We start from the raw sequence: 20,786 nt of genomic DNA on the forward strand, positions 1-20,786 counted from the left end.
GACCATAGTGACGCGAGGGTGGGGTCCATGACCACGGAAACGGCACTGCCCGACAAGCAGGACAGGTACGAAAGCAAGAACTACGTCCACGGCTACTCGGACACCGAGGCGCAGCGCCTCGGCGACCAGGCGGACACCCTCGCCTGGCTGCTGCACACGGGCACGGCGTACCCGGCGGGCAGCCGGGTGTTGGAGGCGGGCTGCGGGGTGGGGGCGCAGACGGTGCACCTGCTGGCCGCCAGCCCCGGCGTGCTGCTGACCGCCGCGGACCTCTCGGCGGAGTCGCTGGCCCAGGCCCGCGCCCGGGTGGCGGAGCAGGTGCCCGGCGCGGACGTGGCCTGGCACCACGGCGACCTGCACCGACTGCCCTTCCCGGACGCCTCGTTCGACCACGTCTTCCTCTGCTTCGTGCTGGAGCACCTGCCCGATCCGGCGGCCGGGCTGGCGTCGCTGCGGCGGGTGCTGCGGCCGGGCGGGACGATCACGGTGATCGAGGGCGACCACGGCTCGGCGTTCTTCCACCCGGAGAGCCCGGCGGCCCGCCGGACGATCGACCACCTGGTCCGTCTCCAGGCCGGGGCGGGCGGCGACGGCCTGCTCGGCCGCCGCCTCCACCCGCTGCTGACGGCGGCCGGTTTCGCGGACGTGACGGTCCGCCCGAGGACCGTCTACGTCGACGGCTCCCGCCCGGCCCTGGTGGAGGGCTTCACCCGGCGGACCTTCGTCGCCATGGTCGAGGCCGTCCGGTCGGAGGCGCTGGCCGCCGGCCTGACCACCCCGGAGGAGTTCGACCGGGGCATCGCCGAGCTGCGCCGCGCCGCCGAGCCGGGCGGGACGTTCCACTACGCCTTCTTCAAGGCCGTCGCGGTCAACCCCTGACGACCCCCGGCAGAAGGCACGAGGCCCCGACGCGACACCCCGGCGCGGCGCCCCGACACAGGGCCCGGCTATTCGGCCGTGATCCGCAGGATGCCGGTGGTGGTCCCCTGGTAGACCACCCCGCCGGGGGCAATGGAGCCGACCATCTGGAGCGTGTCGAACAGGAAACCCGCGCCGAGGTAGCCGGTGCGGGTGACGGCGCCGGTGCGGGGGTCGATCTCGGCGTAGTAGGAGGGGTCGAGGATCGAGGTGATGTCGGTGCCGGGGATGACGGGCTTGCGCAGCACGGTGTGGATCAGCCCGTCGCCGGTGGAGAGCCGGGGGACGGCGGCGGAGCGCACGCCGGTGTCCCAGGCGAGGTCGCAGCCGGAGCCGTCCGCCCGGACGTCGGCCGAGGCTCCGGGGAGCGGAAGTCAATCCGAGTTGTCCCCGAGGGCCACCAGCAGGGCGCGCATGGCGTCGACCAGGGCGGCGGTGCGCTCGTCGTCGAGGCCTTCGAGGAGACGGAACTCGTTGGCCAGGTGGTCGGGCAGGGCGCGATCGATCAGGGCGTGGCCCTCGGGGGTGAGGGCCACCTCGCGGCTGCGGCCGTCCTGGTCGCTGCGGGTCCGGGTGACCAGTCCGCGGGCCTCCAGCCGGTCCAGGCGCTGGGTGATGGCACCGGAGGTGACCATGGCGGACTGCATCAGGCCGGTCGGGGTGAGGCGGTAGGGCGGGCCGTTGCGCTTGAGGGTGGCGAGGACGTCGAAGGAGGCGGCGTCCAGGCCGTGCTCGGCGAAGGTGCGGTTGAGCGCCACGTCCACCAGGCGGTAGAGGCGCTTCAGCCGGCCGAACACCTCCATCGGGGAGACGTCCAGGTCGGGGCGCTCGGCGGCCCACTGCGCGACTACGCGGTCCACATGATCTGCCACGGGCTCCAGGGTAGGCCCGGTAGGGGTGATTCCGGGCAGATACCTTAGCGATGAGGTAACTGTGAGCCACGTCACCCCGCAGGGCGATGAAGAGTGTCTTAGCGCTGAGATACATTGGTTTAGTGCTAAGACATCGCCTCGCCATCGTCCTGATGACGGCCCTCGCCCCCGCCGTCTGGGGGACGACGTACTTCGTCACCACCGAGTTCCTGCCGCCCCACCGCCCGCTCCTCGCCGCCGTCATCCGCTGCTTACCCGCCGGGCTGCTGCTGATCGCCCTCACCCGCCGACTTCCGCAGGGCAGCTGGTGGTGGCGTTCACTGGTCCTCGGCGCACTCAACATCGGCGCCTTCCAGGCCCTGCTCTTCATCGCCGCCTACCGCCTTCCCGGCGGCATCGCGGCCACCGTCGGCGCCGTCCAGCCGCTGATCACCGCCGGGCTCTCGGCCGCGGTCCTCGGGGACCGCCTCACCCTGCGCACCGTGCTGTCCGGCATCGCGGGCGTGGCGGGCGTGAGTCTGCTGGTCCTGCGGGCCGGCGCCCGGCTGGACGCGCTCGGGCTGGCCGCCGCGGTCGGCAGTGCAGTGGTGATGGCCGCCGGCATCGTGCTGTCCAAGCGCTGGGTCTCCCCCGCGCCGCTGCTCGCCACCACCGGGTGGCAACTCACCACCGGCGGGCTGCTGTTGGTGCCGGTGACGCTGCTCACCGAAGGCGCACCGCCGTCCCACTACAGCACCGGGAACGTGCTCGGCTACGCCTACCTCTGCCTGATCGGCGCGGCCTTCACCTACGCGCTGTGGTTCCGAGGGCTGAAGGTGCTCCCGCCGACCTCGGTCTCCTTCCTCGGGCTGCTCAGCCCGGTGGTCGCCACCGGGCTCGGCTGGCTGGCGCTCGGCCAGGACCTCAGCCCGCTGCAGGCGCTCGGCGCGCTGGTCGTGCTCGGCTCGCTCGTCGTCGCCCAGACCCGACGGCCCCGCACCGACGCCCGGTCGGCGCCGGAGGCATCGGATGCTTCGGAGGCCTCCGCGCCCGCCACACCGCCCGTGCGGCCCACGCCGCCCGTACGCGAGAACGCCTGACCCTCCTTTCCGGACCCGACCCACACCCCAGGAGAACACCCCATGCGCATCACCGTGTTCGGCGCCACCGGCAACGTCGGCAGCCGGATCGTCACCGAGGCCCTCGCCCGCGGCCACGAGGTCACCGCCGTCGTCCGGGACCCGGCCAAGCCGCACGGCCTGCCGGCCGAGGTCACCCTCACCGTCGGCGACGCCGGCAACCCCGAGGACGTGACCCGGATATCCGCCGACCAGGACGCGGTGCTCACCGCCACCCGCCCGTCGCCGGGCCGCGAGCACGAACTGTCCGTGACCACCAAGGGTCTGCTCGCGGGCATCGCCGGTACGGGCGTGCGGCTGCTGGCCGTCGGCGGCGCCGGCAGCCTCATCGTCCCCGGCGCCGACGGGGCGACCCTGGTGGAGACCCCCGGCTTCCCCGCCGAGGTCCGGCCGATCGCCCTGGCCTGCGGCGAGCAGCTGGACCTCTACCGCGCCGCCGGCGAGGACGTCGACTGGACGTACCTGAGCCCGGCCGCGCTGCTCGAACCCGGCGTGCGCACCGGCCGCTTCCGCCTCGGGCGCGACGAGCTGCTGGTCGACACCGAGGGCAACTCGGCGATCTCCATGGAGGACCTGGCCGTCGCCCTCCTCGACGAGGTCGAACGGCCCGCCCACCGCCGGGCCCGGTTCACCGTCGCCTACTGACGGCCGTCGCCCGGGGATCGGGTACGCCCCCGGGCGGGGGTGTACCCAGCACCACCCCGAAGACGGAAGCAGGGGTGATCGATCGTCAGGGCGCCGACGGACAGGATCGTTCCCGTGACGAACACCGCAACGCCCGCAACGACCGCAACGACCGCCACGGCGGCGAGCCCCGCAACGACGAACCCCGCAACGGCGGCCACCGCCTCCCGGACCCGGCGCGCCGCGCTGGCCGTGGCCGCTGCCGTGCTCGCCGGTCTCGCCCTGCCGGCCACCACCGCCACCGCCGACAGCGCCCGCGACCCGGGCGACGCCGACCCGGCCCCCGCCCGCTACACCCACCAGACCCTGGACTGGCAGCCCTGCGCCAAGCAGCCCGCCCTGGACTGCGCCACCATGACCACCCCGCGGGACTGGCACCACCCCGGCGTCGGGGCCGACCTCACCATCGCCGTCTCCCGGCACCGCGCCACCGACCCGGCCGCACGCAGGGGCACCCTGCTGCTCGCGGCCGGCGGCCCCGGCGCCTCGGGCCTGCTGCGCCCGGCCGGGCTGGCGAACTCCGCCCCGGCCGTCGGCGCCGCGTACGACATCGTGGGCTTCGACCAGCGCGGCGTCGGCGAGAGCACCAAGGCGGTCTGCCAGAGCCAGGCGGAGTTCGATGACTTCCTGGCCGGCGACTACCGCGACCAGTCCCCCGCCGCGATCGACCGCGTCATCACCAACTCCAAGAAGCTGGCTGCCAGTTGCCAGGAGCACAGCGGCGACCTGATCCCCTACCTGAACACCGAGCAGACCGCCCGCGACATCGACCTGTTCCGCGGCCTGCTCGGCGAGCGCAAGCTCAGCTACGACGGACCGTCCTACGCCTCGATGATCGGCGCCTACTACGGGGCGCTCTTCCCGCACCGGGTCGACCGGATGGTGCTGGACAGCAACATCGGCTTCGAGGGCACCTGGGAGAAGTTCCAGCTCGGCCAGCCGATGAGCTTCCAGCGCCGCTTCGACGAGGACTTCCTGCCCTGGCTCGCGGCCCAGGACGCCACCTACCACTGGGGGACGACGCCGGAGCAGGTGCGGACGCACTGGGAACAGCGGCGGGCCGCCCTGCACGACGCGCCCATCGTCGAGGGTTCGGTGACGATCGGCCCCAACCAGTGGGACAACGTGGCCATCTCGGCGATCTACGAGGCCGAGAACTTCCCCGTCCTCGCCCGGCTCCTGACCACCGTCGACAACTGGCAGAGCGCCGACCCCACCACCAGGACGGCCGCCGCCAAGGCCTTCAGCGGCTACCTCAGCCCGGACTTCCTCGCCGAGTACTTCTCGGTCACCTGCAACGACACCCCGTGGACCAGGGACCTGGACAGCTGGGTGCAACGCGGCGCCGAGAACACCGCCCGCTGGCCGCTGGTGGGCGCCCGGTCGCTCGCCTTCGGCGCGGTCTGCGCGTCCTGGCCGGTCGCCCCGGCGCCCAAGGTGAAGGTCACGGGCGCCCACCTGCCGGCCACGCTGATGCTCAACTCGGTGCACGACCCGGCGACGTACTACGAGGCGGCGCTCGGTGCCCACCGCGCGCTGCGCGGCTCGCGGCTGGTCACCGTCACCGGGAGCGGGGACCACGGCCAGTACCCCGGGTCCAACCCCTGCGTCACCGATGTCGTGGAGCGCTACCTGCTGGACGGTGAGGCACCCGCCCACGACCTCACCTGCGCCACGCCGCAGACGAGTTGACGAAGCAGGCTGCCGACTCCGGGGCTCACGGAGCGACTTCGGGGCCACGGCCCGGAGGTCGGGCCCCGGCCCGGTCAGCTCCGGGACCGCGCCTTCAGCCGGTCCCGGAGCCGGTCGAGGGCGAGAGCCAGCACGACGAAGCCGCCGACGGTGAGCTTGATCCCCGCCTTGGCGACGATCCAGCCGATCCCCGGGACGGTCCACCCCAGCCAGTGGAGCGAGGCCAGCAGCGCCGCCGAGGCGAAGAGCGCGGCCAGGACGGTGGCCGTGACGGCGGCAGCCCGCGAGAGCTCCTGCGGACCGCCCTCCGTAGCGCCGTCCTTACCGCTCTCCGTACCGCCGTCCTTGCCGACGGCCGCGTCGTCCACCATGTCGTTCGTACCCCCCTCATCCGTGGAGGGATCATACGACCTCAGCGGCAGCCGTGGTGGGTGTCCCCGAGGTGCTCGCCGGTCTCCTCGTCGGGGAAGCTGACGGCCAGGGTCACCCGGTACTCGTGGACGTCCTCCCGATGCCCGGGCACCCGGGCCCAGGCCACCGAGTGCACCTCGGCCTCGGGGGCCTGCCGGCACCAGGCGGCGGCCTCGTCCAGGGCGCGTGCCGCCGACCGGCCGGTGCACACCACGGCGGTGTAGGCGGCGACCGCGACGTCCCCGCCGCCGGAACGGCCGCTGCGCGACACCGCCCGGACGGCGGCGGCGGCCTGGGTCAGGTCTCGGGCCAGGTCGTCCACGACCCGAGGGGGTGCCGGCAGGAGGACCGCTCCCTCGGCGACGGTCTCCGGCAGGTTCGCGCTCACGGTCCGGACCTCCATCCGCATCATCACGCGGCACAGCATGCCGGGCGGTGATTCCTGGCATGCCCACTTTCACCAGAACGTCACCCGTCCAGGGGCGAGTTGGGGACGCACCCTGGCGCCGGCAGGGCCGTCCTGCTAGGGCCTGTCCGACTTCCGCTCCTCATGTTCCGGCAGGTCAGGCCGGTCGACCCCGGGCGCCGCCGGGGAGCCCGAAACGCCGCGCACGTACCACCCCTGCGCTCCGAACCGCCGGTCCGGGCCCCGGGGCGCCGGGCCGCCCACCGGCCCACTGCCGTTGGGGCGTTGGCCGACTTCCGCTGTGCTGTGGGGAGATGACGCTGGCTACGGGCGGAGACGGCGCAGGTCGCGAGCCCGAGCGGGAACCTCCGGGGCCGCGCGTACCCCCCGCTGAGGTGCACGTTGACTCCGCGGTGGGGCTCGGGCCGCCTCCCGGTCACCCTGTCCCTGTCAGATCGTCGTGATACTAATCGTCCGGTGGCGGGTGCCGTCATCAGGTGGACCGGCACGATGACGACAACTCAACCGTTCCGGGACAATCCGGGCGGCGACGGGGAGGGGACACGGATGACGGCGAGGTTCGGCAGTACCCAGGGCGGGCGCAAGCTCCGGGTCGGCAAGCGGGTCACGGGGACGGCCGCGGCCTTCGCCGCGCTGGCGGCGCTGACCGGCTCTCAGGTGACGGGCCTCGGACTCGCGCCGGTCGCGGTCGCCGACACCGGCCCGACGAACGGTGCCGCCACCCAGTCCGCCGGCTCCCCGCTCGGCAGCTCCTCGCCCGGCATACCCGGCACCTTCGGCACCGGCGTCCCGGCCGACGGCGGCGGCACCGTCCAGCTCCCGCAGCCGCCCGGCACGCTGCCCGGCGCACCCGCCGCCGGCCCGTTCGCGGCCACCGGGCCCGCGCTGCCCACCACGGTCTTCGCCGCCTACCGCCAGGCCGAGGCCTCGCTGGCGCAGCGCTCCCCCGGCTGCCACCTGCCCTGGCAGCTGCTCGCGGGGATCGGCCAGGTCGAGTCCGGCCAGGCCAACGGCGGCCAGGTGGACGCCTCGGGCACGCTCCTGCAGCCGATCCTCGGCCCGGCCCTGGACGGCAACGGCTTCGCCGCGATACCCGACACCGACGGCGGCCGCTACGACGGTGACGCCCGCTGGGACCGCGCCGTCGGCCCGATGCAGTTCATCCCGTCCACCTGGGAAGCCTGGGGCGCGGACGCCAACGGCGACGGCAAGGCCGACCCGAACAACGTCTTCGACGCCGCCGAGGCCGCCGGGCGCTACCTGTGCGCGGGCGGCCGGGACCTCGCCGACCCGGCGCAGCTCGACCGGGCGGTGCTCAGCTACAACAACTCGGGCGAGTACCTGCGGACGGTCCGCAACTGGATGGCCCACTTCGGCAGCGGCACGGTGGCCACCGTCCCGAACCGCCCGGGCTCCCCACTGCCGCCCATCTCGCTGCCCTCGCCCTTCCTCCCGGTCGCCGGCGGCACCACCACGGGCACCGGCAGCACCGGCACGACGCCCGCTCCGGCTCCCACGCCGGACCCGACCGCGCCGGTCACCCCCGCCCCGGCCCCGTCGCCGACCGCACAGCCGACGACCACCCCGAGCCCCACCACGACGCCCACGCCCACCGGTTCACCGTCGCCGAGCGCCACCCCGACCGGGACGCCGACCACGACCCCGACGCCCACCGGTACCCCGACGGCGACGCCCACGGCCTGCCCGGACCCGTCGGCCACGGCCACGCCCACCGGCACCCCGACCGGAACGCCCACCCCGACGGGCTCCCCGTCGCCCAGCGCCACGGCAACCCCCACCGGCACCCCGACGGCGACGCCCACGGCCACGCCCACCGGCATCCCCGGTTGTCCGACGCCCACCCCGACGGCGACGAGCACCCCGGGAGCCCCGAGCGCAGCGCCCAGCACCACCCCCAGCGCCTCGTTCTCGCCTGCGGCCACCCCGAAGGGCTGACCGGGCAGATCCAAAATCACCGGGGGCGCGGTTCCGTAGGAGGAACCGCGCCCCTGGTGCGTGTGTGCGTGCGTGTGGATGGACACCTGCCGCCCCGGACCGGGACCGGCGGCGCCGCCGTGACCGGGCTCAGAGGTGCTTGACCAGCTCCGGCATCAGGTCCTGGAAGGTCCGCCCGCTGGCCGGCTGGCCGATCGCGGTCATCTGCCAACCGGTGCCCATGCGCTGCACCTTGGCCATGATCTGCGCGGTGTACGGGCCGCCGCCGGTGAGCGTGTAGCGGGCCAGCTCGGCGCCGGTGGTCTCGTCCACGAGCCGGCAGAAGGCCGCCTCGACCTCCTGGAAGGTCTGGCCGGTGAAGGAGTTGACGGTGAAGAGGATCTGGTCGACCTCCGCCGACACCGTGGTCAGGTCGACCGTGATCGACTCGTCGTCGGTCGCGTCACCGGCGCCGCCGACCAGGTTGTCCCCGCTGTGCCGCACCGACCCGTCGTTGCTGGTCAGGTGCTGGAAGAAGACCACGTCCACCGGCCGTCCCTGGGCGAACAGCACGGCCGAGGCGTCCAGGTCGATCTCCCGGCCGGCGGCGAGCAGCTTGGCCAGGAAGCCCTTGCGCTCCGCCGCCCTCCAGCCGAGGCCCATCCGGACCAGGCTCAACTGTCCACCGCCCGGCTTCTCCAGGCTGATCTTCTGCCCCTTGGCCAGCGAAACGCTCATCGCGTCCTCCTCGTTCTGCCACCGTCTGCCATCGCCGCGTGCCGCGAATCTACATCACTGTAGAAAGTTTGTGATCATCCGACGACGCCCTGCGGGCACCCCCTACCCCGCGCCGCCCCGGGCCTCACCCCCGACGACGGTCCGCACCCTGAGGGAACCGGCGGTCCGGCGTCTGACGTAGAGGCCGACCGGGACCGAACGGCCGGGGCGGCGCACCGTCTAGGGTCGGCCCCGAGGCGCCGCCGGTCGCCACGGCAGGACGCCCGCGCACCGTTCGTTCCACTCACGACCGTCACCCGGTCATGCCGACTCGCAATGGGGGGACCACCATGCCCGAGCAGCACGAAGGAACCGAACAGCAGCAGGGAACCGAACAGCAGCGGGTAACCGCGCCGTTCGAGAGAAGCGAGCAGCACACCGCGCCACCACCCGTCAGCGCCGCCACCGCCTCCCGGCTCGGCCGCCGGCGCCTGCTCCGGGCCGGCCTCGGCGCGGGCGGCGCCCTGGCCGCCGTCCGTCTGCTGCCCGGCGGCCGGGCCTGGGCCACCGCCCCGTCGCCCGCGCCCTTACCGCCGACCCTGCCCGCACCCGCGGCCGTACCCGCGCCCGGACCTGCCGCCGGAACCGCCCGCGACGCCGTCGCACCGTCCTGGCCCGACTGGGCCCGCTACGCCCGGATCGCCGACGGCACCTTCAACGAGCCCGCCGACATGCAGAGCGCCGTCGACGCCCTGAAGGCGCAGGAGGTCAGCGTCATCGAGCTGGACACCCTGCTCTCCAACTGGCTCACCTACGCCGAGTTCACCGCCCACATGGCCGAGGTGAAGACCTTCACCGGCCTGGCCCACGCCGCCGGGATGAAGGTCGTCATGTACTACCCGTCGCTGGAGCTGATCTCCCCCGGCGGCGAGAAGGGCCGGTCCTTCTACAAGAACGACCAGGGCAAGAACTGGGTCCAGCGCGACCTCGCCGGAAAGCCCAACGTGTTCTACGGCAGCGTGGTGGTCTGGGTCGACCCCGGCGACGAGAGCGTCTGGCTCAGCCCCAACTCGCCCTGGCGGGACTACTACCTCAAGCGGATCAAGGGCGTGGCAGCCACCGGCGTGGACGGCATCTGGCCGGACGTGCCGATCTACTTCGACGGCGTGCTCTCCTGGTGCGACGCCTCCACCTGGGGCGCGGCCGCCTTCCGGGCCGACACCGGCCTCGCCCTGCCCAAGGCCGCGAACTTCGCCGACCCGGCCTTCCGCCGCTACGTCGAGTGGCGCCACCGCAACCTGCTCCGGTTCCAGCTCGACATCGCCGCCGCGGGCCGCTCGGTCAACCCCGACCTGGTCACCTTCGTCGAGACCGTCTCGATGGACTACCGCTACGCCACCTCGATCGGCCTGGACGGCGGCTACCTGCGCCAGGCGCCCGGCGCGGTGAGCCAGGTCTGGGAGGTGGACGTCCTCGGCAACTACGACGGCATGCGGCACGCCACCGCCTCCGACTGGGTCTGCCTGATCTCGATGTACAAGTACGCCCGCGCCGCCAGCGGCACCAAGCCCGCCTGGGCGTTCTCCTACGGCTGGCAGCCCGACGACGCCTCGCTGGTGATGTCCCAACTGATCGCGGCCGGCTGCAACCCGTACGAGGTGAAGACCCCGTTCAAGAACGACACCGTGGACGGCGCGATGCGCACCCGGATGTACCGCTTCGTCCGCACCAACCAGCAGAAGCTGTACGACGCGACCTCGATCGCCCAGGTCGGCGTCTACCACTCGGCGCCGTCCCGGGACTACGTGGCCCCCGGCGAGGGCAACGGGATGTACGTCAACGCCATCGCCCCGGCCGGGATCACCGACTGGTGGGGCGGCGACGACCCGCAGATGAGCTGCGCACAGGTCCCCTGGCTGGGCGAGTTCCGGGGCACCGTGAAGGCCCTGGTCTACGCCCACGTCCCCTTCGACACGGTGTCCAGCCCCGGCCTGACCGCCGACGACCTGGCCCGGTTCAAGGTCCTGCTGCTGCCCGACCTGCAGGCGGTCTCCGACGCCGAGGCGGCGGTGCTGCGCGCCTTCGTCGCCGGCGGCGGGACGGTCGTCATCACCGGCCCGGCGCCCACCGCACTGGACGAACTCGGCGCCCAGCGCGCCGAGTTCGCCCTCTCCGACGTGCTCGGCCTGCGCCGGGCCGACCCGCTGCCCGCCACCGGGCAGAACTCCTACGGCAGCGGCACCTGTTGGTACGTCAAGGCCCGGGCCGGGCTCAGCTACCTGACCAGGACCGACCAGGCCTCCGCCGACCAACTGCTCACCGCCGTACGGCAGTCCGCGCCACCGGCGGTGACCCTGGCCGGGGACCGGCGGATCTTCCTGGACGCCCGGCGGCTCGGCGGCGACACCGTCGTCCACCTGGTGAACTTCACCAACTTCGGCGACACCCCGGCGGACTTCCGCACCACCCCCGCCAACTGCACGCTCTCCTACGCCCTCCCGGCCGGGGCCGCCGTCACCGCCGTCACCGTCGCCAGCCCGGACGGCACCGACCCGGCGCCCAAGCCCGTCCCGTACACCGTCACCGGCGGGACGGTGAGCGTGCCGCTGACCGTCGCCCAGTACTCGGTGGTGACGATCACGGCCGGCTAGCGGATCGGCGCGGGGATCCGCCGGCGGGTGGCGGGGTCGGCCTCGCCGCCCGAGCGGGCCCGCGGGCTACAGGGGGCTGAGCAGGCAGAACTCGTTGCCCTCCGGGTCGGTCAGGATCCGCCACGAGATGGCGGACTGGTCGATGCCCGGGTCGGAGGCGCCCAGGGCGCGCAGCCTGGCCTCCTCGGCTGCCGGGTCGTCGCCGCGGTAGGGCCTGATGTCCAGGTGGACGCGGTTCCACCCGCTCTTGGTGTCGGGGGTGCGGATGAACTCCAGGTAGGGGCCGACGCCGTGGGAGGAACGCATGGTCGCGTGGTCGTCGTCGACCTCGTGCACCGTCCAGTCCATGGCCTCGCCCCAGAACCGGGCCATCGCCCGCGGGTCGGTGCAGTCGACCACCACCGCGGCGATCGGCCCGGTGTCCCGGTAGATCTCCCGGGGCTCCAGGACGCAGAACTCGTTGCCCTCCGGGTCGGCCATGACCGTCCAGGGGACGTCGCCCTGCCCCACGTCGGCGAGCGTCGCGCCGAGGTCCTTCAGGCGCGGGACCAGCTCCGCCTGATGGGCGGTCGAGGTGGTGGCCAGGTCGAGGTGCACCCGGTTCTTCGCCGTCTTGGCTTCCGGGCGGGCGACGAGATCGATGCAGACGGCCGCGGGGTCGGGGTAGGCGAAGCCGACCGGTTCGAGGTTGGTCACGCCGGGGCCCTCGCTGTCGACCCCCCAACCGAGTGCCTCGGCCCAGAACCGGCCGAGCGCGGCGTCGTCCTGGGCCTTCATGTTGATCTGTACGAGTCGTGTTGCCATGCCGCAGATCCTAGATCCGGAGTCGGCCGGGATCAGCTGTCGCCGTCCAGCAGGTGCTGCCGCACCTCCTGGAAGGACCACGCCCCGCCGGCCGGCCGGGAGAACACCCAGACCAGGTCGAACCGGTCCGGCCAGGCGGCGGGCGCGCCGCTGCCGACGGCCCCCAGCGCCTCGACGATCCGCGGGATCCGCGAGTGCTCCCAGCAGATCAGCACCGGCTGCGCCCCGGCCAGCGCGGCACCGGCCAGCGCGGACTCCTGGGACTCGGCGTACCCGGTGTCCACCGTCAGCCCGAGCGCCGCGGCCAACGGGGTGACGGTCTGGCGCATCCGGTGCGCGCCGGCCAGCGGGCCCTGGTCGGCAGCGGCGAAGATCCGGGCCGGGGTGCGCAGGCCGGGCGCGGGCGGGGAGAACAGCGAGGGCAGCGCCCTGGCGCGGGCCCAGCCGCGCTCGGTCAGGGACTTGCCGTCCTGCTTGCCGTTCTCGTCCAGGCCCGGGTGGCCGCCGTCGGGCTTCTCGCCGTGCCGGATGATCATCACGACGGCCGCACCGCCCGGATCGTTCGCCCGCGCCGCCGCCTCGGACTTCCCGGCCTTTCCCGGCTTGTCCTGCTTGCCCGAAGAGCACCCGGCCACCACCAGCGGGGCGACGCCCGCCAGCCCGGCCAGCAGCGCCCGCCGGCTGGGGTCCGTTGTCCGGCGGCCGGTCATGCGACGGCCCGTTCCAGCCGGACCAGCGCGTCCACCGCCACGCCGGAGGACCCGGCGGCGACACCCCGGTGCCCGGGCTCGCCGCCGACCGTGCGGTGCACCCGCTCGGCGCAGACGGCGTGCAGGCCGAGTCCGTCGAGGTCGGCCAGGACGTCCTCCGGGGTGAACAGCACCGCCGGATCCTGCGGCCCGCCGACGCCCTCGGTGAGGTTGCTCAGGTCGTGCCCGACGACCAGCAGGGTGCCGCCGGGGGCCAACGCCTCGGCCGCGCGGCGCAGCACGGTCCAGCGGTCGGCAGCCGGCAGCTGGAGGTAGGCCACCAGGACGAGGTCGTAGCCGGCGGCCGGCGCATCAAAGGTACGGGCGTCGCCGTGGCGCCAGGTGAGGCGGTCGGCGACCTCGTCGGGCAGTTCGGCGGTGAGGCGTTCGGCGCGTTCCAGGGCGACGGCGGAGAAGTCCAGCCCGGTGACCTCCCAACCCCGGTCGGCCAGCCAGATGGCGTTGCGGCCCTCACCGGCGGCGAGGTCCAGGGCGTGGCCGGGGGCGGCGTCGGCCAGTTCGCGGACCACCCACCGGTTCGGCGCCGCGCCCCACACCAGCTCGCTCGCGGCGTAGCGGTCGTCCCAGTCCTGGCTGTCCATCGCGCCTCCTCCGTTCCTTCGGTGCGGCTTCCTCGGGCCTGCCCGTTCCGGTCAACCTACCGGGCCGCCGCGGTCGGGGCCGGGAACGGTCCAGCGGACGGACACCCTTGACGACCCCTATTGGTCCAGTCCAATCTGTTCAGTTGTGACGTGGCCGGACCGGCCCGCCGCAGGTGTCGGCCGGTGCAACAGCGACGGCCCGCGCGGAGCTCCGCGCGGGCCGTCCGCCGACCGGGACGTCCGCCGACCGGCTCAGTCGTTGAGGTTGAGCGAGGGGAACAGGTCCACGAACGGCTGGGTGGTCACCGAGACGCTTCGCGAGAACGGGTCGTCGAAGTCCCAGATCATGAACAGCAGGAAGGCGATCAGCGCACTGAAGCACAGTGCCAACACCAACTCCCTTGGTGTGCGCCGGATCTGCAGGGCGAACAGCATGCCGACGGTCACCACCGCGCCGCCGATCAGCCCGAACCACACGATCCCGGGCATGGTCGGCCCGGCGTTCTGGCCGCGCGCGTCGCGGGCGTCCGAGGCCTGGCCGATCCGGTCCATGATCGGCTGGTAGGCCTGGGACTCCAGGTCGGAGGCCGGCGGCCGGGTGGCGACGTCGGTCTGCAGCTTCTGCAGCAGCTGGTCGCCCTTGGCGCTGATCTCGCCGTTCTCCTTCATGTAGTCCCACTCGACGTTCACCACATAGGTGACGTAGGCGTCCACGTCGGCGCGGACCTGGTCGCGGAACTCGACCGGGTAGACCACCGCCCGGTCGCTCACCTCGCGCAGTGACTGCGCCTCGCGGAACAGGTCGTCCTGGGCGGCGCCGCGCGCCTCCCAGACACCCGCGATGGCGAGACCGAGGACGATCGCGTAGACCACCCCGATCATCATCGTGATGTATTCGATGACGTCCGGGGTCTCGTCGGTGTTCACCTCGGCACCGCCCACCCGGCGGTGCCTCAGCAGCACCACCGCCACCACGACGGCACAGGCCGACGCCATGGCGATGGTCAATGCCACCCATTCGGACATGGGAACTCCCTTCTCTGGCTTGGCTCGTGACGGAACGGAAAGCTCGCGGACGGCCCGGGTTCGGGGCCGGTCCGGGGGTGGGGTCCGATCAGGACCGGCCCGAGCGGCCTCGACCGCGGCCCGGGCGCAGGGCGGCCGCCGCCAGCACGCCGGGGACCATGATCATCAGGATCGTGGTGGTCATCGGGGCGGCCTGGTGGCGCTGCGGCAGGGGCATCGGCTTCGACGCCGGAACGTGGAACACCGGCCGCGCGGACGGGGTCGGCCACAGCGGGCTCGGCGGCGCCGGGATCGACACCGTGGGGGTCGGCACCGCCGGATCGGGTCCGGGCGGGTCCGGCAACGGGGCCGCGGGCGGGGGTGGCGCGGGCACAGCCGGAGCGGGCGCCGGGGGTGGCGGAGGCGGCGTCGGTGCGGGCGACGGAGGCGGCGGCGTCGGGCTGGGCGCGGGTGGCGGCGTCGGCGACGGCGTGGGACTCGGAGTCCGGGTGGGTGTGGGCGTCGGACTGGGCGTGTGCGTCGGGGTCGGAGTCGGGGTGTGCGTCGGCGACGGAGTCGGTGTGGGCGTCGGACTCGGGCAGGGGTGCGGGTGGTGATGGTGGTGGTGCGGCCAGTGGTGCCAGCCGTCCCCGTCGTGATCGGCGTGCTCGTCGTGCTCCTCGTCCGGCCGCCCGGGTGCCGGCCTGAGCCCGGCCGAGGGCGAGGAGGAGGGCGCGAGCGGCGCCGGGGCGGCCCTGGGCGTGCGGCACGGGTGGTACCCGTGCGGGGGCTTGCGGCCGTGCTTGCTGCCGTCGGCGTTCGGGGCGACGCTGACTCCGACCTGGACGTCGACGTCGACTCCGACGTCCACGCTCCCGCCCGGCCCCACCGACACCGACACGTCGGTCTCCGTGCAGACGCAGATGTCCACCACCGGGCCGTGCGCGTGCCCGCCACCGTGCTCGGCCCCGGACGCGGTCGCGCCGGTGACCAGCGCGCATATCGCGACCACGCCGACCGCCGCGCCGATCAGCCGTACCCGCCGACCGGAGGCCGCGGTCCCACCGGCGTGCAGCGGTATCCGTCGTAACTGCCGACGCTGGGACATGGGCTCCACACACCTCTCGGGTCGCATCAGAACGGAACGGAAGGAACGGAAGGAACAGGAGGGACGGAAGAACTCGGCTCGAAGGCGCCGAGCACCGAGCGCCGGTCCACCAAGGGATCGACAGACCGACCAGGAATGGTCGCCCCCCACCCCCAAGTCGATCGCGCGCGACCAAAAGTGATCGGACATGATCAGGCGGACGGCCCGCCTCCGGGAGCGGGCCGTCCGTCATCAGGTCAAACGATCATCGAGCCGACCGGTTACGGCCCGGGCTCGGCTTTCCGCGGGTTCAGTGGCGGCGGTGCGCGATCTCCACGTTCTCCAGGACGCCGACCGCGTCCGGCACCAGGATGGCCGCCGAGTAGTAGGCGCTGACCAGGTAGGAGATGATCGCCTTCTCGTCGATCCCCATGAAGCGGACCGAGAGCGAGGGCTGGTACTCGTCCGGGATCCCGGTCTGGTGCAGGCCGATGACGCCCTGGTTGTCCTCACCGGTACGGATCACGAGGATCGAGCTCGTGTTCTCCTTGGTGATCGGGATCTTGCTGCACGGCAGGATCGGCACCCCGCGCCACGCCGGCACCTGCTGCCCGCCGAGGTCGACGTGGGTCGGGTAGAGGCCCCGGGCGTTGAACTCGCGGCCGATCGCGGCGATGGTCCGCGGGTGGGCCAGCAGGTAGTCGGGGTCGCGGCGGCGGTTGAGCAGCTCGTCCAGGTCGTCCGGGGTGGGCGGGCCGGAGTGGGTCTGGATCCGCTGGTCGAAGTCGGCGTTGTTGAGCAGCCCGAACTCCGGGTTGTTGATGAGCTCGTGCTCCTGGCGCTCGCGCAGGGCCTCGATGGTCAGCCGGAGCTGGTGCTCGGTCTGGTTCATCGGCTCGTTGTAGAGGTCCGCAACCCGGGTGTGGATCTTGAGGACGGTCTGCGCGACGCTCAGCTCGTACTCGCGGGGCTTGAGCTCGTAGTCCACGAAGGCGCCGGGCAGCTCGAACTCGCCGTGGTGGCCGGCCGACATGGCGATCTCGGCCTCGCCGCGCTCGTTCTGGGCCTGCAGCGGCAGGGCCAGGAAGGCCTGCAGGTGCTCCTGCAGGCTGGGCGCGTTGTCCCGGATGGCGGCGAAGTCCGCGCGGCTCAGGGTGAGCGCGACACCGGCGGTGGCGGTCTTGGCGGTGAAGTCCCAGACGGCGTCCGGGTTCAGCAGGGCGTCGTCGCCGAAGCGGTCGCCGTCACCGGCCACGCCGACCACGGTCTCGTCGCCGTACTTGCCGGTGCCGATCTGGTTGACCTTGCCGTGCGCGATCAGGAAGATCCGGTCGGCGGCCTCACCCTGGGTGGTGAGCACCTCGCCGGGGCCGAAGTCGCGCTGCTGGCAGCGGTCGGCCAGGGCGGTCAGCACCTCCTCGTCCTCGTAACCGCGCAGCAGGGCCAACTCGCCCAGCTCGGCCGGGATCACGCGGACCTGGGAGCCGGTCTTGATGAACTCCACCACACCGTTGCCCACGGTGTAGGTGAGCCGTCGGTTGACCCGGTACGCCGCACCGGCGGCCTGCACCCAGGGGAGCACCTTGAGCAGCCAGCGGGAGGTGATCTCCTGCATCTGCGGGGCGGACTTGGTCGTGGTCGCAAGGTTGCGGGCAGCGGCCGTCGCAAGGCTCTGCTGCTTGACCTGCTCTGTCTCCGGGGTCGTGTCCACGGGCATCGGCAGGGTCTCCATTCCTGTGGTCGGGTCACGCGGCCAGGGCCATACGGACCGCCCTGGCGCATGCCGTGACGGATCATCAGATCCGTAGACTGGTGGGGGTGTTGGCGAAGTGTCGCAAAGATGGCCACCGTCTCGCGGCGACCCACCCGGAACCCTAGATCACCAGCACCCGACCAGGCCCGTACGAAGGCCCAGTACCCCCCGATAGGGTGAATCTTGCGCGGTCCGCCCCCGTGGCGCCGCCGACCGGAGGAACATCCGTTCGCACCTGCGGCCTCCGTGGCACCGACGGTTTTCCCAGCTCGTCCGGCACCCTCCCGGTCGCATCCGAACGACCCCGCAGGCCACGCCCGGCGTCAACCCGGCACACCGGAGCGGTGGTTCGGCACGCCAGGCGCGCTTGACCGGCGCGCCTGGCGCACGCGAACCGCCCGCCAGGCACCGGTACGGGGGCAACCGGCGTCCGACGGGCGGCGGGTGGCGGCGGACCGAGCGAACCTGCCGGGCATCAGACGGACATCAGGCGGACGTCAGGCGCAGGCGACCTGGGTGCCGGGGACGCCGATGATGCCGGAGTTGTTGTTCAGACCTCCGTTGTACTCGTAGTACAGGTAGGAGTAGAAGTCGATCCGGGCGGCGTCGCCGCAGGCCGAGTCGGGGGCGATGGCGTAGGTCACCGTGAAGGTGCTGCTGGCGCCGGGGGCGAGCGGCACGTTGTACCGCGCGATGCCGCCGTGGACGTTGTCGCTGCAGCCGTTGGTCTGGGTGCCGCAGGCCGTCGCGGTGAACTTGAGGCCGGTCTGCAGGCTGGTCTGGTAGGTCTCCTGGACGCTCTGGTAGACGAACTGGATCGGGGTGTCGTACGGATTGGTCAGCGTCAGGGTGAGCGTGAACTCGCCGCCCCGGACGGTCGTCTGCTTGTCGGAGACGGCCGTGAGGGGCAGCGGGGCGTCGGCCCGCGCGGGAGCGGCGGAGAGGAGCAGACCGACGACGAGGGCCGGGCACGCGACGAGCGCGGCGCGGATCGGATGTGTTCTGCGCATGACCAAGGAGCGTAGGCCGGGGTTCCGCCGGGGTTGCCCGCCTCGGCCCGATCCCGTACCGACGCAGGAGCGGTGAGCGGACGCGGTGGACCGGCCGGTCCCGTTCCGGCCCCGGCGCGGCACCGGGAGGCCTATGCTTCGCCGCGCCTTCCGCCACCCCTTCCCGCCGTCACTCCCCCGCGACCGCCCCCGCCGTCACGCCGCGGACAGCAGGACGTCGCACAGCGCCGCGAGCGCCGCCGGGTAGGCGTGGTCGGGCGGCGTGGCGTAGCCGACCACCAGGCCGTCCACGGCGGGCATGGCCTCCGGGGCGATCGCCGGGTGCCGGTAGTCGGCGAGGCCTTCCACCGCCAGACCCCGGTAGGCGGCGGCCTTCAGCACCGAGCCCTCGGTGCCCGGCTCCAGCCGCAGCACCGCGTGCAGGCCGGCCGCGATGCCGGACACCTCGATGTGCGGGGCGCTCGCCGCGAGCGCGGCCACCAGCTGGTCGCGGCGGTCCCGGTAGCGGCGGCGCATCCGGCGCAGGTGCCGGTCGTAGCCACCGGAGTCGATGAACTCGGCCAGGGTCAGCTGGTCCAGTGCGCTGGCCCAGCCCTCGCGTTCGCCCTTGGCGGCGAGCACCCGGTCGACCAGGTGGTCCGGCAGCACCATCCAGCCGAGGCGCAGCGCGGGGGTGAGGCTCTTGCTGGTGCTGCCGAGGTAGACCACCCGCTCGGGGTCGAGGCCCTGGACGGCGCCGACCGGCTGTCGGTCGTAGCGGAACTCGCCGTCGTAGTCGTCCTCCAGGATCAGCCCGCCCCGGCCGCGCGCCCAGTCGACCACGGCGGCGCGGCGGCCCGGGTGCAGCGGGCCGCCGGTCGGGAACTGGTGGGCGGGGGTGAGGAGGACCGTACGGGCCTTCTCGTGGTGCGCCAACTCCTCGACGCGGGCGCCCTGTTCGTCGATCGGCAGTGGAACGCCGGTGACGCCCGCGGCGGCCAGCAGGGCGCGGTGGAAGCCCAGGCCGTACGCCTCGACGGCCAGCGGCCCGTGCTCCGCGGGCGGCAGGACCGGCCTGGCGCCGTCGAAGAGCAGTCGCAGCGCGTGGGCGAAGCCGGAGCAGATCACGATCCGGTCCGGGTCGGTGCGCACGCCGCGGGCGCGGGCCAGGTAGTCGGCGAGGACGGTGCGCAGTTCGCGCCGGCCCTGCGGATCGCCGGGCCCGAAGGCCTCGTTGGGCGCGGCGGTGAGGGCCCGGCGGGCGGCGGCCAGCCAGGCGGTGCGGGGGAAGGAGGCGGCGTCGGGCTGTCCCTGGCGCAGGTCGTGCCGGGGGCCGGGGCGGGGCGAGGGTCGGCGGGCCCGGGTGGGTGGGACGGGTTCGGCGCGTTCGGCGACGGTGGTGCCGGAGCCCTGGCGGGCGGTGAGCCAGCCCTCGGCGACGAGTTCGGCGTAGGCCTCGGCGGCGGTGTTGCGGGCCAGGCCGAGGTCGGCGGCGAGGGCGCGGTAGGGCGGTAGCCGGGTGCCAGGGGCGAGGCGGCCGCTGCGGATCGCCTCGCGCAGGGCTGCCATCAGCGCGGCGCGGCGGCCTCCGGTGGCGGGGAGGTCGAGGTGCAGGTCGTTGCCGGTCGGGTGGGCGGGCTCGGAGGGGTGCGTGCCCCACGTGTCCGTCATGGTCACGCACCCTACCCGTCGACCCACCGGTACCCCGCGGGCGGTCGGCCCGGGCTCGTCTCACCCTCGGGCTCCTCTTGCCAAGGACTCTCGGGCTCCTCTTGGCAAGGGACGACGGTCGCCTACGGGACGACGGTCACCGGCCAGCGGCCCGCCTTCACCAGCCGGACGGCCACCGATCCGATCACCTTGTGCCCGGCCTGCTCGGAGACGCCGACCACCACGGCGTCGGCGCGCAGCTCGTCCGCGAGCTTGGCCAGCCCGGTGTAGGGGTCGCCGCGCAGGGTCAGGAAGCGCCACTCCACCTTCCACACGTCGCGCAGCCGCTCCTCGGCCTCGCGCAGGGCGGCCAGCAGTTCCTCGGCGATCTCGTGGGTGGTCTCCTCCACGGCGGCTCCGGCGAGGGCGGTCGCGGCGCCGAGGATCGGCTGGACATAGGCCACCGCAAGGACGGCGCCCTGCCGGCGGGCCAGTCCGGCGGCGTAGGCGGTGGCGCGCCAGGAGGAGTCGGAGCCGTCCAGCCCCGCCAGGATCACCTTGGGCCCGTCGGTCCCCAGCTCGAAGCCGGCGGGCGCGACGGCGGCCTCGTGCTGCTCCCCGCCCCCGGGCGCTCCCGCGTCCGCCGGGCCTGCTGTCTCGCTCTCGTTGCTCATGGCGCCGAGGCTATGCCCGGCACCGTGAGTGAGGGCAGGGGGCACTCC

At 73.5% G+C, this 20,786-nt stretch carries 19 protein-coding genes and 1 pseudogene; 6 read left to right on the forward strand and 14 right to left on the reverse strand.

Features of this window, described 5'->3' with window-relative positions:
* The first annotated feature begins 27 nt into the window (after positions 1–27).
* The gene (locus BX285_RS36130) at positions 28–879 is read left to right on the forward strand and encodes a methyltransferase domain-containing protein (protein WP_097234696.1); all 852 of its coding nucleotides are present in this window, start codon (positions 28–30) and stop codon (positions 877–879) included.
* 68 nt (positions 880–947) lie between these two features.
* Here BX285_RS36130 and BX285_RS36135 read toward each other — a convergent pair.
* Both BX285_RS36135 and BX285_RS36140 read right to left on the reverse strand, forming a co-directional pair.
* Positions 948–1,268: pseudogene (locus tag BX285_RS36135) on the reverse strand (hypothetical protein); the annotation flags it as partial.
* Between the two features lie 24 nt (positions 1,269–1,292).
* Positions 1,293–1,790 carry a MarR family winged helix-turn-helix transcriptional regulator gene (locus BX285_RS36140; protein ID WP_179852647.1) on the reverse strand — a complete coding sequence of 166 codons (498 nt, stop codon included), beginning with the start codon at positions 1,788–1,790 and terminating at the stop codon, positions 1,293–1,295.
* Between the two features lie 122 nt (positions 1,791–1,912).
* Between BX285_RS36140 and BX285_RS36145 the strand changes: the two genes are divergently transcribed.
* From BX285_RS36145 to BX285_RS36160, 3 genes are all read left to right on the forward strand, one after another.
* Positions 1,913–2,869: an EamA family transporter gene (locus tag BX285_RS36145; RefSeq protein WP_218893052.1), complete on the forward strand. Its 957-nt coding sequence runs from the start codon at positions 1,913–1,915 to the stop codon at positions 2,867–2,869.
* Positions 2,870–2,911: 42 nt separating this feature from the next.
* Positions 2,912–3,553: an NAD(P)-dependent oxidoreductase gene (locus BX285_RS36150; protein WP_097234698.1), complete on the forward strand. Its 642-nt coding sequence runs from the start codon at positions 2,912–2,914 to the stop codon at positions 3,551–3,553.
* Between the two features lie 114 nt (positions 3,554–3,667).
* Positions 3,668–5,284 (forward strand): alpha/beta hydrolase, encoded by a 1,617-nt coding sequence (locus BX285_RS36160; RefSeq protein WP_257032225.1) that lies wholly within the window; start codon positions 3,668–3,670, stop codon positions 5,282–5,284.
* Positions 5,285–5,358: 74 nt separating this feature from the next.
* On the opposite strand, the gene BX285_RS36165 is transcribed toward BX285_RS36160, so the two are convergent.
* Both BX285_RS36165 and BX285_RS36170 read right to left on the reverse strand, forming a co-directional pair.
* Positions 5,359–5,655 (reverse strand): hypothetical protein, encoded by a 297-nt coding sequence (locus BX285_RS36165; protein ID WP_097234700.1) that lies wholly within the window; start codon positions 5,653–5,655, stop codon positions 5,359–5,361.
* A 41-nt stretch (positions 5,656–5,696) separates the two neighbouring features.
* Positions 5,697–6,083: a hypothetical protein gene (locus BX285_RS36170; protein WP_143685610.1), complete on the reverse strand. Its 387-nt coding sequence runs from the start codon at positions 6,081–6,083 to the stop codon at positions 5,697–5,699.
* Positions 6,084–6,668: 585 nt separating this feature from the next.
* Between BX285_RS36170 and BX285_RS36175 the strand changes: the two genes are divergently transcribed.
* Positions 6,669–8,078, forward strand: a complete 1,410-nt coding sequence (locus BX285_RS36175) for a lytic transglycosylase domain-containing protein (RefSeq protein ID WP_121179702.1) — start codon at positions 6,669–6,671, stop codon at positions 8,076–8,078.
* 129 nt (positions 8,079–8,207) lie between these two features.
* Here the strand turns inward: BX285_RS36175 and BX285_RS36180 are convergent, their stop codons facing one another.
* Positions 8,208–8,795: a TerD family protein gene (locus BX285_RS36180; protein ID WP_097234703.1), complete on the reverse strand. Its 588-nt coding sequence runs from the start codon at positions 8,793–8,795 to the stop codon at positions 8,208–8,210.
* Between the two features lie 329 nt (positions 8,796–9,124).
* Here BX285_RS36180 and BX285_RS36185 point away from each other — a divergent pair, with 329 nt between their 5' ends.
* Complete coding sequence (locus BX285_RS36185) at positions 9,125–11,425, forward strand: hypothetical protein (RefSeq protein WP_259471023.1); 2,301 nt, start codon at positions 9,125–9,127, stop codon at positions 11,423–11,425.
* Positions 11,426–11,491: 66 nt separating this feature from the next.
* Here BX285_RS36185 and BX285_RS36190 read toward each other — a convergent pair whose 3' ends face one another.
* The 9 genes from BX285_RS36190 to BX285_RS36230 form a co-directional block, all read right to left on the reverse strand.
* Positions 11,492–12,229 carry a VOC family protein gene (locus BX285_RS36190; RefSeq protein ID WP_121179703.1) on the reverse strand — a complete coding sequence of 246 codons (738 nt, stop codon included), beginning with the start codon at positions 12,227–12,229 and terminating at the stop codon, positions 11,492–11,494.
* A 32-nt stretch (positions 12,230–12,261) separates the two neighbouring features.
* Entirely contained in the window at positions 12,262–12,939 is a 678-nt protein-coding gene (locus BX285_RS36195; protein ID WP_121179704.1) for a hypothetical protein, read from the reverse strand.
* Positions 12,936–13,580, reverse strand: a complete 645-nt coding sequence (locus BX285_RS36200; RefSeq protein WP_121179705.1) for a bifunctional 2-polyprenyl-6-hydroxyphenol methylase/3-demethylubiquinol 3-O-methyltransferase UbiG — start codon at positions 13,578–13,580, stop codon at positions 12,936–12,938. Before BX285_RS36200 ends, BX285_RS36195 begins: the two co-directional genes overlap by 4 nt.
* Positions 13,581–13,832: 252 nt before the next feature.
* Positions 13,833–14,606, reverse strand: coding sequence for a DUF4239 domain-containing protein (locus tag BX285_RS36205; protein ID WP_121179706.1), 774 nt, complete (start codon positions 14,604–14,606; stop codon positions 13,833–13,835).
* A gap of 88 nt (positions 14,607–14,694) precedes the next feature.
* The gene (locus BX285_RS37020; protein ID WP_147465305.1) at positions 14,695–15,693 is read right to left on the reverse strand and encodes a hypothetical protein; all 999 of its coding nucleotides are present in this window, start codon (positions 15,691–15,693) and stop codon (positions 14,695–14,697) included.
* Positions 15,694–15,982: 289 nt separating this feature from the next.
* Positions 15,983–17,389: a family 2B encapsulin nanocompartment shell protein gene (locus BX285_RS36215; protein WP_097239761.1), complete on the reverse strand. Its 1,407-nt coding sequence runs from the start codon at positions 17,387–17,389 to the stop codon at positions 15,983–15,985.
* 533 nt (positions 17,390–17,922) lie between these two features.
* Entirely contained in the window at positions 17,923–18,435 is a 513-nt protein-coding gene (locus BX285_RS36220; RefSeq protein ID WP_121179707.1) for a hypothetical protein, read from the reverse strand.
* 195 nt (positions 18,436–18,630) lie between these two features.
* Complete coding sequence (locus BX285_RS36225; protein ID WP_121179708.1) at positions 18,631–20,085, reverse strand: PLP-dependent aminotransferase family protein; 1,455 nt, start codon at positions 20,083–20,085, stop codon at positions 18,631–18,633.
* Positions 20,086–20,207: 122 nt separating this feature from the next.
* Positions 20,208–20,738 (reverse strand): universal stress protein, encoded by a 531-nt coding sequence (locus BX285_RS36230; RefSeq protein ID WP_097234711.1) that lies wholly within the window; start codon positions 20,736–20,738, stop codon positions 20,208–20,210.
* Positions 20,739–20,786: the final 48 nt, after the last annotated feature.

The organism is Streptomyces sp. 1114.5, assembly GCF_003635085.1.
GTDB lineage: Bacteria > Actinomycetota > Actinomycetes > Streptomycetales > Streptomycetaceae > Kitasatospora.

Coding starts and splice junctions, on each gene's coding strand:
- BX285_RS36190 (WP_121179703.1), bottom strand. CDS start 12,229: ATGGCAACACGACTCGTACAGATCAACATGAAGGCCCAGGACGACGCC.
- BX285_RS36195 (WP_121179704.1), bottom strand. CDS start 12,939: ATGACCGGCCGCCGGACAACGGACCCCAGCCGGCGGGCGCTGCTGGCC.
- BX285_RS36185 (WP_259471023.1), top strand. CDS start 9,125: ATGCCCGAGCAGCACGAAGGAACCGAACAGCAGCAGGGAACCGAACAG.
- BX285_RS36130 (WP_097234696.1), top strand. CDS start 28: ATGACCACGGAAACGGCACTGCCCGACAAGCAGGACAGGTACGAAAGC.
- BX285_RS36175 (WP_121179702.1), top strand. CDS start 6,669: ATGACGGCGAGGTTCGGCAGTACCCAGGGCGGGCGCAAGCTCCGGGTC.
- BX285_RS37020 (WP_147465305.1), bottom strand. CDS start 15,693: ATGTCCCAGCGTCGGCAGTTACGACGGATACCGCTGCACGCCGGTGGG.
- BX285_RS36200 (WP_121179705.1), bottom strand. CDS start 13,580: ATGGACAGCCAGGACTGGGACGACCGCTACGCCGCGAGCGAGCTGGTG.
- BX285_RS36150 (WP_097234698.1), top strand. CDS start 2,912: ATGCGCATCACCGTGTTCGGCGCCACCGGCAACGTCGGCAGCCGGATC.
- BX285_RS36230 (WP_097234711.1), bottom strand. CDS start 20,738: ATGAGCAACGAGAGCGAGACAGCAGGCCCGGCGGACGCGGGAGCGCCC.
- BX285_RS36205 (WP_121179706.1), bottom strand. CDS start 14,606: ATGTCCGAATGGGTGGCATTGACCATCGCCATGGCGTCGGCCTGTGCC.
- BX285_RS36180 (WP_097234703.1), bottom strand. CDS start 8,795: ATGAGCGTTTCGCTGGCCAAGGGGCAGAAGATCAGCCTGGAGAAGCCG.
- BX285_RS36165 (WP_097234700.1), bottom strand. CDS start 5,655: ATGGTGGACGACGCGGCCGTCGGCAAGGACGGCGGTACGGAGAGCGGT.
- BX285_RS36215 (WP_097239761.1), bottom strand. CDS start 17,389: ATGCCCGTGGACACGACCCCGGAGACAGAGCAGGTCAAGCAGCAGAGC.
- BX285_RS36220 (WP_121179707.1), bottom strand. CDS start 18,435: ATGCGCAGAACACATCCGATCCGCGCCGCGCTCGTCGCGTGCCCGGCC.
- BX285_RS36225 (WP_121179708.1), bottom strand. CDS start 20,085: ATGACGGACACGTGGGGCACGCACCCCTCCGAGCCCGCCCACCCGACC.